The following is a 16,450-nucleotide window of genomic DNA, read 5'->3' as shown; positions in this document are numbered from 1 at the left end:
CCGGGTGAACACTCCCGTGCCAGACCACCGTGGACCCCGCGGTGAATGGCTGTGCAGGGCTTTCGCTCGGTCGCAGCTTGCGTTTGATCAGGACGTGCTCGTCCGACCCGTCATCCTCGAATGAAAGCTCGAAAACGGAACCGTGCCCTGTCTGCACGGCACAGACGGTTCCGTTCCTCGCGCGTGCTCCCCTGATCAGCGGCAGCGATGGCGCCGTCCATCCCGGCCGAGATAGGTCCCGGTCTGCGGATCGTAGGACCGGAAACGACGCGCGCAGTAGCGGTCATCACCGATGGTGCGATCCGAATCGACGTCGTCGTATCCATAGGTGACCGGAGCGTAGCCGCCGCCATATCCGACGTCATAGCCGTAGCCGTATCCCGGATAACCGTATCCGCCGTAGAGGCCTCCCACGGCCACTCCAAGACCGAGCCCGCCGAGCCCATATCCGCGTCGTCCGTAGCCGTAGCCGTATCCGTAGGGACGTCCGTAGAAGCCTCGGTTCACGCCGTAATGCCGATACAGGCCGTAACCGCGGTGGGCGCTGAGGTCATGGGCGAGCCCGCGATTGGGGAACCCGTGGCCGACGCCTGGCCTGCCGATATGAGGGTTGCCGAAGCCCCGGTGGGCAAACCCACCACCACCGGCCGCCGCGGCTCCGAAATTGTGATTGCCGAAGCCCTGGTTGACGAAGCCTCCGCCGCCCGCCGCAGCTCCGAAATTGTGGTTCCCAAAGCCCCGATTGGCGAAGCCGCCGCCACCCGCTGCAGCTCCGAAGTTGTGATTGCCGAAGCCCTGATTGCTGAAGCCGCCGCCACCGGCGGCTGCGGCCCCGAAGTTGTGGCTGCCGAAGCCTTGGTTGGCGAAACTGCCGCCGGCCTGTGCCCGGGCACCGGTGGGTGCCGCCAAGAGGGCGCCGGCGAGGATTGCCGATGCAATCGCTGTGACCGTCTGGTTCATGGTCGCCACGCTCGCTGTGTTGAGTCTATCTGGATCAACGTCGCGCCAGCGGCGGCCAATCCCGCTTCCTTTTGTCCTGCGACCAGATCGCTGGTCGATCCGACCGATGATCGGGGGCGTGCGATTGTCCCGGCCCGGATACCCTTCGCCACTTAAGCCCTGCAGGCCTGGCCGCGCCGGGCATTCTCTTGCGCTGTATCGTGATAGCTTTGATCGCGGATCCGCGTGTTCTCGACACCTGAGCTTCGGGTCTGGAAAGACCCACCCGGTTCACCGGCGCGGGCCTCTCACGCACGTCGGCAGTCTTTTCACCGAGACCCGTTCCCTCAGTACCGGACGGTGCGGATACCGCCGCCACCGCCACCCACGACGCTCCGGATCACCTCCTTGGTCGACGGGCTGATCCCACCATCGCCACGCAGACGACGCCCATCCGCTCGTTCGAGGCGCGCGACATCGTCGGAGCATCGATCTAACGCATCCCTCACCTTCGACGCGAGGGGACCGCCGCGGTGCGCGCCGGCGCCGCTCATCTCGAACCGCAGGCAGGATGCCAGGTAGCCTTTCAGGTCGTCGAAGGCGGCGGCTTGCGCGCCCGTCGTCATGACGATGAAGAGCAGTGCGGATCGGGCGAGCATGGGGCAATCCGGGATACGGCGGTTGTCCCGGACAACGCGTGAGCCGGCCATTGGTCGCTTCAAGGCTCACCCGGCGGAGGCTGGTGTGCGTGTGTGCTGCCGGTTCGGGACGCCCGTGCGTCCGAGTCCGGCGCCCCGGCGTAACCACCCCCTGCGATCCCATCCCGAGCCGCGTTGCTGTCGGCTCACCGCTTGTGGGTTCAAGTATCCTGACCCAAGCAAGCCATCAGACGCGCACTTAATTCATGTGCCGGCGCCGAGCCTGAACCTCCTGCTGAGCGAGCTTGCGTCCGACCTCCAACAGCAGCGCATCGGCGCGTGCTTTCAGATTCGGATCCTGCAACTGCACGAGAGACTGCTGCGCGGCCAAAAGGAGTTCGGCTGCTCGTTCTAAAGGTGGCATGCAGAGTGGGTGCAACTCACCGCCCGTCGCCGCTCTCGTGCCGGTGCGCGACCGCGTCAGATCGATGATGATGCCCCGTCCCCGGATCGGACGCCCCGATGCGTCGCGAACGGTGTAGCCACGGTCGAGAACCCATCGCGTAACACCGTCAGCCGAAAGCACCCTGTACTCGGCAACGAAAGGGGTGTCTTCGTCGATGCTGCGGCGGATCAAGGCGTGGACATGCTCCTGATCATCCGGATGCATGCCGTCCACAAACGCCGATAGCGGAACGCCTGTGGCTGCGGCGTCCGGATCGACGTTGAACATCAATGCCACGAACGTGTCTGCACGCACCGAGTCCGAGACGATGTCCCAGTCCCAGGTGCCGGCCACCTCGACGGCGTCCAATGCCTGCTGCAATGCAGTGGGGCGAGTCTGGATGTCAACGAGCTTGAGCTTCGGCACCGAGACGCTCACGATTGCTGCGGGACCAACCTTCAGTTGCGAATGTATAAAAGCACTCACTCCGGCTTCAAGAGATATCGAGAACAATATCAACCGGAGCGTGTAATTGGTGCCGGATACGGCACGGATTGTGGTAAGAAGCAGCCGAACTGGCGTTTTTCGCGCCAGCGCGGAGCGAGCGATGGGACAGAAGATGCCGCTTCAAGCGAAGGCCGGGTCGGATGGTTCCTGGGAAAATCGCAGCGACAGCCGCTCCGCAGCCTCGGCCGGCGATGACGCAAGGCGTCTCGTGACCCGCATCGCGGGGGCGCTTCAGGTTCAACCGGACGTCCTTTACGCTCCCGACGCAGCCAATGTGCGAACTCACAGCGCCACGGATGGCGCCGACCTTGATCAGCAGTGCGAGGCGCTGCTGCACGCCTACAGGCGTATCCGAGATCCCGAGGAACGCCTTCGGCTCCTGCTGCTCGTCCAGGATGCGGCTGAGGAGACCGAGGCTCTGATCGGACGCTCTTCCGCCTCGTGAGCAGTCTCGCGCGGGGCCGAGCGGCCGGTTTTCGCTCATGAATAGGTTGAACTGACGGCACGCGCCGAGAGATGCGAGGCGTGTCCCGGTCTCGAGACCGGACCACTCAGATACAAGCCTCGCGCAATGATCGCCCTAGTTGTCCGGTGTGGGGAAGGCGACAGGAAGGACGAGGACGAGAGGCCGCGTAACCTATCTCGACGCATCGCTAGAACGTATTGCGGACTGTCATGCGATTCGACTCCGCAGTATAGGGCCAATTAATCCCATCTTTGTGGTCGCAAAGCAGTTTTAGGCGTAAAATCAATGACTTTGTAGTCGTATGAATATCGATTGCCTGCGGTGATGGGTTTCGTGGCGACCATAATGTCTTGGCGGTCGTATTGGAGGATTCCAGGAGGTGCCGGATGCATGGCGGCGCTGTTTCAGAGAATACAGTGCCGCACCTCTGTCGCCCGGTCATTCGGGATTAGAGATCGGTTTTCAAAATTTTGCGTTAGGCTCATATCGATCATGTGGGCGCCACAGGTTTCAGCAACCTTTCGGATACTCCGAAGACCTGCATGACGGATCGATTCATCGGGTAACAGGAGGACGGTGGCAGCTTTGTTGGACTCGGCGTGTCCGTTGTTGGGCGTCGTGAGGAGCCAAGAGTTCCCTCCGACCCCCCTTCAGGCCAACGCCAGCCGCCCTACGATCCGTCGGCCGATGTCGCGCGCGCCAGCTTTGGTCGGAAGGCCTCGAACTCAGTCAGAGACGCCCGCATCAGCAATGGATCAACTGCCTCGGAAAAGCGATGATCGCGATCATCCGGATCGAGGAACCCGGGCTGACCCAGCAAGGGGCTCACCAGGCCGCCGTTCAAGGAAGGCGTCGTTCGAGGTATCCGATTGACTGGCCGATCCGAGCCAGCCGCGCCGCATCTTCAAACGGCATCACGGAATTTGCGGCGCTGGAGAAGGCGATCCGGTTATCGCTGCCCTGTTCCGAATGGGCGGGCGACCATGGACGTCCGGCTCCAAGGCGGCGCCGTTACCAAAACCAGATGACGCGGCCGGATACCGCGTAGATGACGAACCAGAGCCCGACAGCCAGAGCAATCGACGCGACGACGAGAGCCGGATGAGGCTTCTTGCGGGTGCGAGAGGACGCGACGGGAGCGATCTGGTCCATGGGTATGGCGTGTTCGGGCCTCGTACCGATCGCATGCATCGAGGTTCCTCGCGCGGAAGACGGAATGTCCGGTGGATGCGGTCAGCAACAAAGGCGCCTTACCAGCAAAACCAAACCCCCGCGTCCTCATCAAAAGATGGATTGACGCCGCGGTGGCCGGTGTCGGATTGCGCACGGCGCACGCATCCGCGATCACCGCCGGGTCTTCCGTCTGCGATTGGCGGGAATATCGGGGACGTTCCGGGACGACGGTGGCGGAGTTTGGCCCCGCATTCCCTGCGCAGGCTTAGCCTTAGGCCGCCGCGCCGGCCATTGCGCAGCGCGCCGCCCGGGCCAGTCGGTCCCCTGTCGGCGGATCGTCGGGCGGCCTCCTGTCGCTTGTTGCACTCCTCAAATGATCGCCACGCCTCGCGGACAGGCGTCCGCGCGACCGTCGAGCGACGTCATTGCATGCGGCACGGCTGTTCCGGAACGTTGGCCTTTCCCGCGGCCCAAGGTCCCGGCTTTGGAAGAATGAGCCAGGTCCGACACGTCGCTGGGCAAGGGCAGCGCGCCCCGATCACGCTTCTCCGAGATCCCGCAGGAGTCTGTCGCGCGCGCGGCTGACGCGGCTCTTCACCGTGCCAGCGGGGCACCCGATCACCGCGGCGGCGGCCTCGTAGGGGAGGCCGTCGATGGCGACGAGGAGGAGCGCTTCGCGATAGGCCGGCTCGAGGCGGTCGATGGCGGCCTGAACCTCCTTCAGTCCGAGGGCGTGATCCTGCGCGGCCGGTTCGGAAACGGTGGCAGCGTGGAGGCCGTCAGGATCCGCGATCTCGAGGCGCCTCTTGCGCCGCCCGTTGATGAAGCCGTTGCGCAGGATGGTGAATAACCAAGCGACCAATCGAGTGCCTGGCTCGTATCGCTCGCGATGCTCCCAGGCCTTGAGCAGCGTGAACTGTACGAGATCATCCGCTTCGGCTCCATCGAAGGTCAGCGACAGGGCGTACCGCCTGAGACGCGGCACCAGCGCGATCAGGTCGTCCTTGAATGCATCGGGAACCTGCCCGCCGGCTTCGGCTGCATCGAGGGCCGCGGACAATCGATCCAGCACGGCGGCGAGCCGCGAGCCGACATCAACCGCCACGACCTCTGAGTAGTATTGCCGCAGCCGATGACCGAGCTGCGCATGGACATACGAGATGACGGGATCGGACGCGTCGGCCAGATCCCGCTTTTCGTCGGCGGGCTGCACGGGAAGCTCTCGTGTCGATAGGATGGAAACATTGTCGCAGCGGACGACACGTCCGGCGGAAGGGCGCGGACTTATCTCTGGTCGATAACGACAGCGTCAATGATGCAGGTATACCAGTGTAAAACGCGAGCGCAGTGGAACCTGCTTGTGCGCAACCCGTTTGTGCCCGGCTGCCGGAGGGGCGGCGCGCGCGGCATGGGGTGCGAGAGCGGTGACGGCGGGCGTCGACAGGCATGAACTCCGGCAGATCATCGCCGGCCTGAGCGAGGGCGTGATCCTGGTCGAGCCCGACCAGACCATCGCGTACGCCAACGCCGCCGCCCTGGCGATGCACGGCGCCGAGAGCCTCGACGAGCTCGGGCCGACCGTGGACGCGTACCGGGACCGGTTCTGCCTGCGCTACCGCAACAACGTCGCGCCCAACCAGTATCCGATCGAGCGCGTCGTCGCCGGCGAGCGCTTCCACGATGTCGTGGTCGAGGTGCGCCGGGCCGACAAGCCGAGATGGATTTCGTCCACTCGCTGCGCAGCCTCGTGGCCACGGACCGCGACGGCAAGCCGAGCTGCCTCGCGCTGATCCTCAAGGACGTCTCCGACCAGTTCGAGGCCGAGGAGCGGTTCGAGCGGACCTTCAACGCCAACCCGGCCCCGGCGGTGATCACCCGGCTGTCCGACCTGCGCCACGTCAAGGTCAACACCGGCTTCCTGGAGATGACCGGCTTCACCCGCGACGCCGTGATCGGCCGCAGCGTCTACGAGGTCGACGTCCTGGCCGGCGCCCGCAACCGCGACCTCGCCGTCGCGCGCCTCGAGTCCGGCGGCACGATCCCCCAGATGGAGGCCTGCCTCGACCTGCCCGACGGCGGCAGCCGCTTCGTGATCGTCGCCGGCCAGCCGATCGCGATGGGCGACGAGCCGTGCATGCTGTTCACCTTCGCCGACCTCGAACTGCGCCGGAAGGCCGAGACGGCCCTGCGCCAGAGCGAGGAGCGCTTCGCCAAGGCGTTCCGGATGACGCCGGTGCCGACCGTGCTGGTGCGGGCGGACACGTTCCAGGTCACCGGCATCAACGAGGCGTTCAGCCGGGTCTTCGGCCACGGCGAGGACCGGATCGTCGGGCGCAGCCTCGACGAGGCCGGGCTGTGGGTCGCCGACAAGCAGCGCCTGCAGGTCGAGGCCGCCCTCGACCGGCACGGCTACGTCCTCGGGTCGAGGTGTGCCTGCGCCACGAGAGCGGGACGAATCTCGACTGCCTGGTCTCGGCCGAGCGCGTGACCATCAACGATGCCGAGTTCGCCCTGCTGGTCCTGCAGGACATCACCGAGCGCAAGCACACCGAGCGGGAGCTGTTCGACGCGATCGAGACCGTGATGGCCGACACGTCGTGGTTCAGCCGCGGGCTGATCGAGAAGCTCGCGACCCTGCGCCGCCCCGGCCGGGAGGCCGCCGAGGGGGCGGCGCCGAACCTGACGGTGCGCGAGCGCCAGATCCTCAACCTGATCTGCTCGGGCCTCGGCGACGACGCGATCGCGCGCAAGCTCGGCCTGTCGCGCAACACGGTGCGCAATCACGGCGCCGCCTTGTACCGCAAGATCGGCATCCACAAGCGCAGCGAGGCGGTGGTGTGGGGGCGCGAGAACGGCTTTCCGCTGAGCAGGCCTGACGGATGAATACCGCCGTACCGGTATGGACGGACCATTGATCGGGCGATGTCCGCCCTCATCTTCCGCGCGGCCAGGGCTCTTCCGCGCAGGATGAGGCGCCCGCGACTGAGCCCCCTCGCCGGCGCCGCCCCACCGCGACGCCCCCTGGCGACGCCCCCCGGCGACGCCCCGTCGCGATCCCCCCTCGCGACGAACCACGACGACCACCACCACCGGAGTGACAGCGTGACCACCATCCAGACCGTAGCAACGCCCCTCGCGCCGGACGCGCACGCCGACACGCGCGCCGTCCTGCTCAACCAAGTGTCCTGGGGGGCGATCTTCGCCGGCGCCGTCACCGCCCTGGTGACCCAGGTGATCGTCAACCTCGTCGGCGTCGGGGTGGGCCTGGCCTCGGTGGGCACGACGGCGGCCGACAATCCCTCCGCCTCGACCGCCTCGATGGGCGCCGGCATCTGGTTCGTGGCCTCGGGCATCGTCGCCTCGCTGGCCGGCGGCCTGATCGCCGGCCGGCTCTCGGGCAAGCCCCTGCCGGGCGCGGCCGCCCTGCACGGTCTCGTGTCCTGGGCGGTGACGACGCTGGTCGTGCTCTACCTGCTGACCTCGGCCGCCAGCGGCCTGGTCGGCGGCACGCTGAGCACGGTCTCGGGGGCGCTCGGCGGCGCCGGCACCCTCGTGGGCGGCACCGTGCAGACGGCGGCCCAGGCGGCGGCGCCGTCGCTGGCGAAGATCTCGAACCCGCTGGACGGCATCGAGCAGAAGGTCCGCCAGCAGACCGCCGGCCAGGACCCGCAGGCGGCCCGCGACGCGGCGGTGGCGGCGATCAAGGCGCTGTTCACGGGTGACGCGTCGCAGAAGCAGCAGGCCGAGGCCCGCGCGGCCGACGCCCTGGCCAAGGCGCAGAACATCCCGGTCGATCAGGCCCGCCAGCAGATCCAGGACTACGAGACGCAGTACGACCAGGCGGTGGCCACCGCCAAGCAGAAGGCCGAGGCCGCGGCCGTGACGGCCAAGTCGGCGGCCACGCAGGGCGCCTTCTACGCGGCGCTGGCGCTGATCCTCGGGCCCTGGCGGCCTTCCTCGGCGGCCGCCTGGGCGCGCCGAAGCCCGCGACCCTGCTCGGCGCCTACGAGACCCGGCGCGTCTGACCGCCCTCGGCGCCCGCGCCTCCATGCGGGCGCCGCCCATCCCCGACGGGCGGAACGCGCCCGGCCGGGATCCCCGACCCCCCTCCAACCGCACGGAGCACACGCGATGAGCAGCACCACCGACAAGATCAAGGGCCTGGCCAACGAGGCGATCGGCAACGTCAAGCAGGCGGCCGGCAAGGCCACGGGCAACGACAAGCTGGTGGCCGAGGGCAAGGCGCAGGAGCTGAAGGGCGAGGCCCAGAAGACCGTCGGCGACGTCAAGGACGGCGCCAAGACCCTCGCCGACAAGATCACCGGCAAGCACTGATCCTCATCCCGCGGCGCCGGGCCACCGGCGCCGCCCCTCGGCCCATGTCCGGTACGGTGCCGGGCCGAACCGCTCAACGCGCGGGAGCAGAGCCGATGCGGCACTTCGCCAGCCTCTTCCTGCGTCAGGAATTCGTCTTCCTGGTGCTCGCCATCCTGCTGAGCGTCGGCGCCGGCGTGGCCTACTGGGTGTCGCGCGCCACCGTCCTGACCATCGCGGTCGCTCCCAAGGACGGGACGGAGCCGGCGCTGATCCAGGCCTACGCGGATGCCCTGGCCAAGCGCCACAAGGAGATTCGACTCAAGATCATACCCTTCGACGACGTGCGCGACAGTGCCGAGGCGCTGCGTGACGGGCGGGTCGATCTGGCGATCGTACGCCCGGACGTCGAACTCCCCGACAACGGCCTGACGTTGGCGATCCTACGCGACCAAGCGATGATCATCGCCTCGCCGGAAGCCGCCGGGATCGACCGCTTCCCCGATCTCGATCGCAAGCGCCTCGCGATCCTGGCCCATCGGGACGCCGACGAGGCGCTCATCCGCGCCATGCTGGATCACTATGGTTTGACGCTGGTCACCACCGAGCCGGAAGGCGGTCTGCCGCCGCGCCACGTCGCCCTGGTCGAGATGGCCGAGAGCGACCTGGGAGCGGCCTTCGCCCGCAAGCGGGTCGACGCAGTGATCTCGGTCATCGCGCCGACCGCGCCGACGGCCCAGCGGATCGTCGGCCTCGTCCAGGCGGCCAGCCGCAACCGCAAGATCTCCTTCGTGGATGTCGAGAATGCCGAGGCGATCGTCGCGCGGCTGCCGCGTCTGCAGGTGGTCACCATGCCGGCCGAGACCTTCGGCGGCAGCCCCAAGGTGCCGGCCGACGACGTTCACACGGTCGGCGCTTCGTACCGGCTGATGGCGCGGTCGAGCCTCGCACGCTCCGTGGCGGCCGACGTCACGCAGCACCTGTTCGAGCTGCGCAGCGCGATGGCGAACGTCACGCCGGCCGCCGACTACGTTCAGGCCCCCGCCTATGACGGCACCGTCGGCGCGACCAGCGCGAGGCTGCCCATCCATCCCGGCGCCGTCGACTATTACGAGCGCGAGCAGCAGAGCTTCATCGAGCGCTATGAGACTTGGATCTACCTGCTCGCCTTCCTGGGCGGCGGCATCGGCTCGGCGCTCGCGTGGATCGGCCAGCGCCTGTCGCGCCTCCGCCGCGAGCGCGTCGAGGAGGCGACCGACCGCCTGCTGCAGATCCGTCAGGAGGCGCAGGAGACACCGGATTCCGGACGTCTCGAGATCCTGGCCCGGGAGATCGACGATCTCGCGGGCGACATCGCCAAGCATGCCCTGGAGCGCCCGACCGAGGCCCGGACGATGTCGGCGGCGACCATCGCCATCGACGCGGCCCGTTCGACGGTGAAGCGCGCCATCACGGCTGGCCGGAGCGCGGATGACGGCTTGGGCCTGGCCGGCAGAGCCGTCGCGGCAGACGCGGCCCAGACGCCGGCATGACCCGATGCGGCGGCCCACCGCCGTACCACCCGGGCTTCGGCCCGCACTAAGGAAGGACGACGCCATGAGTAAGGGATATCCCTCGATGACCGCCCTGCTGGGACTGCTGGCGGTGGCCGGCTACCAGAACCGCGACCGGATCGCCGAGTGGCTTGGCGGCCACGCCAAGGATCCGGCGCGGTCGCCGGCACCGCAGGTCCCGCCCGCGACGGGGTCGACGATCCCGGCGAACCTGGATCGCCTCCTCGGCGGCGCCAGCGCGGGGGGCGTCGGCGGCCTCATCGCCGGCGGCCTGACCGAGCTGGTCGATCATTTCACCAAGGGCGGCCATGCCGAGACGGCGCAATCCTGGATCAATCACGGCCCGAACCGCGACATCCCGGCCGCGGATCTGGAGCGCGCCATCGGGCCGGACACGTTGGCGGCCCTGGAGCAGCGCACGGGCCTGAGCAAGAGCGAGCTGTTGGAGCGCCTCTCGCGCGACCTGCCCTCGGCCATCGATCGCTACTCGCCCGAAGGACGACTGCCGGCCTTCAGCTGATCCGCTTCGCGGAGGTCGTCGCGGCGACGCCGCGACGACCTCCGCCGACGATTCCGGCAGCCGCTACTCGACCAACTCGTCCACCTTCGCCATCAGCGAGGCCGAGATGGTCAGACCCAGGGTGGCGGCCGTCTTCAGGTTGAGCAGGGTGATGAAGCGCTCGCTCGCCTGCACCGGCAGGTCGCCGACCACCGCGCCGCGCAGGATCCGGTCGAGGTAGCCCGCCGCCCGCTGCACATCCTGCTCGACGCTGGTCGTGTAGGCGGCGAGGCCACCGAGGCGGACCGGCGCCGCATAGGCGTAGACGGCCGGGAGACGGTAGGCGGCCGCCAGATCGACGATCCGCTGGCTGTACACGCCGGTCACCGCGTCCGGCAGCGCGATGAGGCCGCCCTTCGGCTGGGCGGCGAAGCCCGTGATCGCCGCCTCGATCTCGGCGGCGTCGTGCACGCCGGCGATCCGGGCGTCGATCCCGAGTTCGGGGCCAATCCGGGCCATCTCGGCCGTGTAGCCCGCGAGGCGCGCCCGGTAATCCGGGTTGATCAGGGCGAGGGCCCGCGTGACGCCGGGACTGAGTTCCTTCAGGAGTTGCAGCCACTTGCCGACGAGAATGAAGTCGAAGTTGGTGAAGCCGGTGAGATTGCCGCCGGGCCGCGACAGGTTGGATACGAAGCCGCCGCCGACCGGATCCTGCAGCATCATGAAGACGACCGGAACCGTCGTGGTCGCCCGCTGGAGCGCCGTCGCGCCGACGACGCCCTGCGCGAGCACCACGTCGGGCTTGCGCGCCAGAATCTCCTCGGCCTGACCGCGCATCCGCTCGGCTTCGCCGTTGCCGTACTGCAGGTCGACGGCGAGGTTCTGGCCCCAGATCCAGCCGGCCCGATTGAGGCTTTCCTTGAGCGTGTCGACGATGACGGGACTGTCGGGATGCGCTTCGCCGTAGACCAGCAGGATCCCCAGGCGACGCTGACCCTTCGCCGGCCCGGCGGCGAGGGCCGGCCACGCGGCCGCGCCGCCGAGGCCCGCGATGACGTCGCGCCGTCTCATGCGCCGGTCTCCCGCCTTCACCCGTTCCGAGCCGCGCCGATCGGGAGGGGGTCCGATCGCGCGCCCGGGGATGGTAATAGGCGCTGCCTTAAGGCGGGGCTATCGCGGGTACCGATGGGGATCCCGGCGGGGCGCGGAACTCAGCGGACCTCGACCCGGCTGCCGCTGCCGCCGTTCAGGAGGCGCTTCAGGTGGAAGGCCGCGACCCCGTCGTCGGGACGCAGCCCGACCAGGGCCGCGAAGGCCGCGAGGGCGCCGGCCTCCCCGGCATCGAGCTTCGCGTAGGCGTCCTGATACTGGGCGAGCGGCGCGTCGCCGTAGACCGCCTCCGTCAGGGGTTCGTAGGCGCGCAGAGCCGTCTGCTTGCCGCGCAGGAGGAGGTCGCCGAGGGGCCGGCCGCGGAACTGCCCGGCCCGGATCACCACCGCCTCGCTGACGCAGATCCGCGTTCCGAACGCCTTGTTGGCGTTCTCCAGGCGTGCCGCCGTGTTGATGGTGTCGCCGTAGGCCGTGTAGTCGAAGTATCGGCCGCCGCCGAAATTGCCCACGATCGCCGGCCCGGCATGGACGCCGATCCGCGTCACGCCGATCTCGATCCCCCGCTCCCGCCAGCGCGCGCGGAACCCCTCGGCCACCTGGTCGAGGGCCAGCGCGCAATCCACCGCCCGGGCCGCGTGGTCCGGTTGGTCCCCCGGCGCCCCGAACAGCACGTGCAGGGCGTCGCCGACGATCTTGGCCACCGTCCCCTCGTGGGCGAAGACCACGTCGGTCATCTCGGCGAAGTAGCCGTTGAGGATCTCGGCGAGCTGCGCCGGGTCGAGACTCTCCACCAGGCTGGTGAAGCCGGCGATGTCGGTGAACAGGGAGGCCACGTCGCGCCGGTGGCCGCCGAGTTCCAGGCCCGATGCATCCCCCGCGAGCCGCTCGGCGAGGTTGGGCGAGAAGTACCGGGCCAGAGAGGCATGCGCCCGCTCGGCCAGCGATTGCCGCCGCCGGCCCTCGCGCAGAGCCTCGACATGCCTCAGCGTCCGCTCGATCGTCGTCTCGAGATCCACGAAGTCGATCGGCTTCGTCAGGAAGTCGAAGGCACCCCGGTTCATCGCCGTGCGGATGTTTGCCATGTCGCCATAGGCCGAGACGATGATGGTCGAGGGGCGCTCGGCAAGGTCCTGCAGCTTGGCGAGCAGCGTCAGCCCGTCCATGCGCGGCATGTTGATGTCGGACACGACCAGATCGACGTCGCGGTTGTCCGAGAGGCGGTCCAGGGCCTCCTGTCCGTCATGGGCGAACAGGAACGTGACGAGGCCCTGGCGGATCTGGCGGCGGAACTTCTGGGTGATCAGCGCCTCGAGATCCGGCTCGTCATCGACGACGAGGATCTTGGCGCTCGGCATGCCGGGCGTCATTCGGCCCCCGAGAGCGCGGAGAGGCGGCGGTCGATCTCGGCCTTCAGGACGGGGAAATCGATCGGCTTGGTGATCAGGCCCACCGCGCCGGCGGCGATGACCTTCTCGCGCGTCTCGGCATCGCCGTAGGCCGTGATCATGATCACCGGCACGTCGGGCCGGGCGGCGCGCACCCGCGGCAGCAATTCGAGGCCGGTCATCCCGGGCATGTTGATGTCGGAGAGCATCAGAATCAGGCTCGGATCGTTGGACCCGTTGATCCGGTCCAGGGCCTCCGCCGCCGAATGCGCGAAGCCCATCGCGAACCGTCCGGCGCGCAGCTCGCGGCGGAACTGCTGCCGAAACAGGTCGGTCACGTCGGGTTCGTCATCGACGACGAGGATCAGGACGTTCATGGCTGGCTCTCGGTCTCGCTCGCCGGCTGTGGAGGCGCAGCGGGCGCGGTCGTCGTGACGCTCTGGCGCGGCAGGGTGATGGTGAACTCGGTGAAGGCGCCCGGCTCCGTGGCGACGTCCACCGTCCCGCCGTGTTGCTTGACGAGGATGTCGTGGCTCAACGAGAGCCCGAGCCCCGTTCCCTCGCCGGCCGGCTTCGTGGTGAAGAACGGATCGAACATCTTGGCCTTGACGCTGTCGGGGATACCGGTGCCGTTGTCGCGCACGCGGATCTCGATGCTGTCGCCCCGATCCCGGGTGGCGATCGACAGCGTCGGTTCGTAGCCCGGCTCCGCGCCGTTGGCCTTCTTCTCGGTGGCGTAGAATCCGTTCGACATCAGGTTGAGGAGGACCCGGGTGATCTCCTGGGGAAAGAGGTCGGCCGTGCCGGCGGCCGGATCGTAATCGCGCACGAGGGTCACGTTGAAGCTGGGTTTCGCCGCACGGGCTCCGTGATAGGCAAGATTCAGGCTCTCCTCGACCAGAGCGTTGACGTCCACCGGGCGATGCTCCCCGGACCCAGTGCGCGAGTGCAGCAGCATATTCTTGACGATCGAATCGGCACGCTTGCCGTGCTGGACGACCTTTTCGAGATTGCCCTTGAGAAGGCCGGTGATCTCCTCGACCTCCTCCCGCGTGCTCGGATCGAGCGAGGCGGGTTCGAGCGTGTCCCGCAACTCGTCCACCAGCTCGTTCGAGAGCGATGCGAAGTTGTTGACGAAGTTCAGCGGATTCTTGATCTCGTGGGCGATGCCGGCGGTGAGTTGGCCCAAAGACGCGAGCTTCTCCGATTGCACGAGACGGCTCTGGGCTCTCTGAAGGTCATCGAGTGATTGATTGAGGTCGCGGGTTCGCTCCTCGACCTTGGCTTCCAGGGTCTCGTAGGATTCCTGGACGCGGCCTGCCATCGTGTTGAACCGGTGCGCAAGGGTCTCGATCTCGTCGCCGGTGCGGATCACGATGCGTTCCGAGAGGTCTCCGGATCCGAAGCGTTCTGCGCCATCCTCCAGCTGTCGGATGGGAACGACCATGCGCCGCGCCAGAAAGGTCCCCGCCACGGCCGCCAGCAGCACGCCGAGGCCCATCAGGGAGGTGGTCTGGATGACGGATTCCAGAGCCGGCCCCATCGCGTCGCGCAGCGATTCCTGCACGAACACGATCCAGTCGACCCGCGGGATGGTGGCATGGGCCGCCAGCACCCAGCCGCCGTCGAGGCCGGTGGTGATCTCGTAATCCTGTCCCGCCATCCGGGATCCGGGCAGCGCCGCCGCGACCTCCGACAGACCGGACAGGTCGGTGTCACGCAGGACCAGACTCAGATCCGGGTGCGCGATCAGGCGTCCGGTCGCGGTCGTCACGAAGGCGTAGCCGTGCTCGCCGACGTTGATCGCGCTGACCACATCCCAGATCAGCTTCAGATTGACTTCCGCGACGGTCACGCCCGGGTCGCGGCCGGCATGGGCGACCGAGACCGTCATGTAAGGCTCGGAACCGCGCCGGAAATAGACCGGGCCGAACCAGGTCTTCTGGGCGAGGGCCTGGGTGAACCGCGGAGAGGTCGAGAAATCCTTGCCGCTGCCTACGGCGTCGGGTTCGAGCCGCGACACCCGCAGCTGTTCCTTTCCGGCCGGATCGAGATAGGCGACCTCCGTTATCGCCGGCGCCTGGCGCAGCAGGCGAATGAAGTCGTAACGCTGCTGCTCGGGGGGGATCCGCCGCCACTCGGCGCGGGTCGTCCAGCCGATCTGGCTCTCGATTCCGGACAGGAAGGCATCGACGCGTTCCGCGGCCGCCCGCGCCTTGGTGCGCTGCGTCTCGATCGCCGTCCGCTTGGCGTCCTGATAGTTTAGGGTCAGGTCGACGGCCCCGTTGATGAGCAGGACCAAGCTGACGAGGCCCACGAAGGCCACCGCGAACTTGACCGACAGCGGCACGCGGAGCCACCGCGGGACCGTATTTCCGGTCGGTGGGGGAAGCGCCGTCACTCGACGATCTCATCGGCTTGGGCGAGGAGCGCCGACGAGATGTCCACGCCCATGCCGCGCGCGGATTTGAGATTCACGATGAAGTCGAACTTCGTGGGCGCCTGGACCGGCAGGGTTGCCGGGTTCTCGCCGCGGAGAATGCGACCGACATAGGCCGCCGCCCGACGGACCGCCTCGGTCGGATCGGGACCGTACGACATCAGGCCGCCGCGATAGGCGAAGCGCCGGATGGCGAAGACCGTCGGGATCGTGTTGCGCGTCGTCAGCGCGACGATGCGATCGCCGTTGGCCTCGCTGAATGTCCCGGGCGCGACGATCAGCCCCCCGTGCCCCTGTCGCGCGAGATCTGCGATGACAGGATCGATGTCGGCAGTCTTCTCGACCTTCACGACCGTAGGTTCGATTCCCAGCGCGGCCGCGGTGCTGCGGAACGGCTCGGCGTAGAGGTTCTTGCCCCGGATCTCGGTGCTCGGATTCGACAGGAGCGTGACGCGTCGGATGCTCGGCACGGCTTCCTTGAGGGCCGCCACCCATTTTCCACCCAGGGGCGCCTCGTAGAGCGTGAAGCCCGTGATGTTGCCCCCCGGGCGTTGGAGGCTCTCCACGTACCCGAACCCGACCGGATCGGAGGCGCCGACGAACACGATCGGAATCGTTCGGGTCGCCGTCGCGACGGCCGAGAGTTGCGCATTCAGATAAGCGAAGATGACCGGCGGCCTTGCGGCGACGAGTTCGGTCGCCAGGATCCGCGTCCGCTCGGGGTCGGCACCGCCCCAGCGGTGATCGACGGGCTGATCCGGATGCCCCTGGTCGCGCAGGGCGGCATTGAACGCCTCCGCGAGCGCGCGACCTTCGTCATCGCTTTCCGTGAACGGCCAGAGCGCCGCCACGTGGGCCTGCGTCTGCGCTCCGGCGATGCGTGGCCATCCGGCCAGCGCCAATCCAGCGATTACGGTGCGCCGCCTCATCCGACCATCGCGCCAAGTCTCCGCCCACGGCCCGCGCCGCGCGGCCCGGACC

The 16,450-nt window shown here is 68.0% G+C and carries 14 protein-coding genes and 2 pseudogenes; 7 read left to right on the top strand and 9 right to left on the bottom strand.

The window, feature by feature from the left end; translation table 11 throughout:
* Positions 1-195 precede the first annotated feature (195 nt).
* The 3 genes from A3862_RS02510 to A3862_RS02500 all read right to left on the bottom strand — a co-directional run bounded on the left by A3862_RS02510 (position 196) and on the right by A3862_RS02500 (position 2,448).
* Positions 196-960, bottom strand: coding sequence for a BA14K family protein (locus A3862_RS02510; protein WP_043760524.1), 765 nt, complete (start codon positions 958-960; stop codon positions 196-198).
* Between the two features lie 326 nt (positions 961-1,286).
* Positions 1,287-1,598, bottom strand: a complete 312-nt coding sequence (locus A3862_RS02505) for a hypothetical protein (RefSeq protein WP_043350233.1) — start codon at positions 1,596-1,598, stop codon at positions 1,287-1,289.
* A 238-nt stretch (positions 1,599-1,836) separates the two neighbouring features.
* A complete protein-coding gene (locus A3862_RS02500; protein ID WP_043761764.1) occupies positions 1,837-2,448 on the bottom strand; it encodes a PAS domain-containing protein in 612 nt (203 codons plus the stop codon).
* A gap of 181 nt (positions 2,449-2,629) precedes the next feature.
* On the opposite strand from A3862_RS02500, the gene A3862_RS02495 reads away from it, so the two are divergent.
* Both A3862_RS02495 and A3862_RS31360 read left to right on the top strand, forming a co-directional pair.
* The gene (locus A3862_RS02495) at positions 2,630-2,974 is read left to right on the top strand and encodes a hypothetical protein (protein ID WP_052083783.1); all 345 of its coding nucleotides are present in this window, start codon (positions 2,630-2,632) and stop codon (positions 2,972-2,974) included.
* 796 nt (positions 2,975-3,770) lie between these two features.
* Entirely contained in the window at positions 3,771-4,043 is a 273-nt protein-coding gene (locus A3862_RS31360; protein ID WP_158498483.1) for a hypothetical protein, read from the top strand.
* Positions 4,044-4,706: 663 nt separating this feature from the next.
* On the opposite strand, the gene A3862_RS02485 is transcribed toward A3862_RS31360, so the two are convergent.
* Positions 4,707-5,381: a sigma-70 family RNA polymerase sigma factor gene (locus A3862_RS02485; protein ID WP_111473182.1), complete on the bottom strand. Its 675-nt coding sequence runs from the start codon at positions 5,379-5,381 to the stop codon at positions 4,707-4,709.
* 211 nt (positions 5,382-5,592) lie between these two features.
* Here A3862_RS02485 and A3862_RS02480 point away from each other — a divergent pair.
* The 5 genes and pseudogenes from A3862_RS02480 (at position 5,593) to A3862_RS02460 (ending at position 10,555) form a co-directional block, all read left to right on the top strand.
* Positions 5,593-7,051 (top strand): annotated as a pseudogene (locus A3862_RS02480) (helix-turn-helix transcriptional regulator).
* A 219-nt stretch (positions 7,052-7,270) separates the two neighbouring features.
* Positions 7,271-8,193: pseudogene (locus tag A3862_RS02475) on the top strand (PhnA-like protein).
* Between the two features lie 106 nt (positions 8,194-8,299).
* Positions 8,300-8,503, top strand: coding sequence for a CsbD family protein (locus tag A3862_RS02470; RefSeq protein ID WP_111473181.1), 204 nt, complete (start codon positions 8,300-8,302; stop codon positions 8,501-8,503).
* 95 nt (positions 8,504-8,598) lie between these two features.
* Positions 8,599-10,014 carry a TAXI family TRAP transporter solute-binding subunit gene (locus A3862_RS02465; protein WP_043345428.1) on the top strand — a complete coding sequence of 472 codons (1,416 nt, stop codon included), beginning with the start codon at positions 8,599-8,601 and terminating at the stop codon, positions 10,012-10,014.
* 64 nt (positions 10,015-10,078) lie between these two features.
* The gene (locus A3862_RS02460; protein ID WP_043760530.1) at positions 10,079-10,555 is read left to right on the top strand and encodes a YidB family protein; all 477 of its coding nucleotides are present in this window, start codon (positions 10,079-10,081) and stop codon (positions 10,553-10,555) included.
* Positions 10,556-10,618: 63 nt separating this feature from the next.
* On the opposite strand, the gene A3862_RS02455 is transcribed toward A3862_RS02460, so the two are convergent.
* From A3862_RS02455 to A3862_RS02435, 5 genes are all read right to left on the bottom strand, one after another.
* Entirely contained in the window at positions 10,619-11,605 is a 987-nt protein-coding gene (locus A3862_RS02455; RefSeq protein WP_043760533.1) for an ABC transporter substrate-binding protein, read from the bottom strand.
* Between the two features lie 140 nt (positions 11,606-11,745).
* A complete protein-coding gene (locus A3862_RS02450) occupies positions 11,746-13,011 on the bottom strand; it encodes an adenylate/guanylate cyclase domain-containing protein (protein WP_043760534.1) in 1,266 nt (421 codons plus the stop codon).
* Positions 13,008-13,406 carry a response regulator gene (locus A3862_RS02445; protein ID WP_043760537.1) on the bottom strand — a complete coding sequence of 133 codons (399 nt, stop codon included), beginning with the start codon at positions 13,404-13,406 and terminating at the stop codon, positions 13,008-13,010. Before A3862_RS02445 ends, A3862_RS02450 begins: the two co-directional genes overlap by 4 nt.
* Positions 13,403-15,379 carry a sensor histidine kinase gene (locus A3862_RS02440; protein WP_236961696.1) on the bottom strand — a complete coding sequence of 659 codons (1,977 nt, stop codon included), beginning with the start codon at positions 15,377-15,379 and terminating at the stop codon, positions 13,403-13,405. Before A3862_RS02440 ends, A3862_RS02445 begins: the two co-directional genes overlap by 4 nt.
* A 47-nt stretch (positions 15,380-15,426) precedes the next feature.
* Positions 15,427-16,398: an ABC transporter substrate-binding protein gene (locus A3862_RS02435; RefSeq protein WP_043761769.1), complete on the bottom strand. Its 972-nt coding sequence runs from the start codon at positions 16,396-16,398 to the stop codon at positions 15,427-15,429.
* Between the last annotated feature and the right edge of the window lie 52 nt (positions 16,399-16,450).

The organism is Methylobacterium sp. XJLW, from assembly GCF_003254375.1.
Taxonomy (GTDB): Bacteria; Pseudomonadota; Alphaproteobacteria; order Rhizobiales; family Beijerinckiaceae; genus Methylobacterium; species Methylobacterium fujisawaense.
This window is presented reverse-complemented; position numbering and strand designations above follow the sequence as displayed.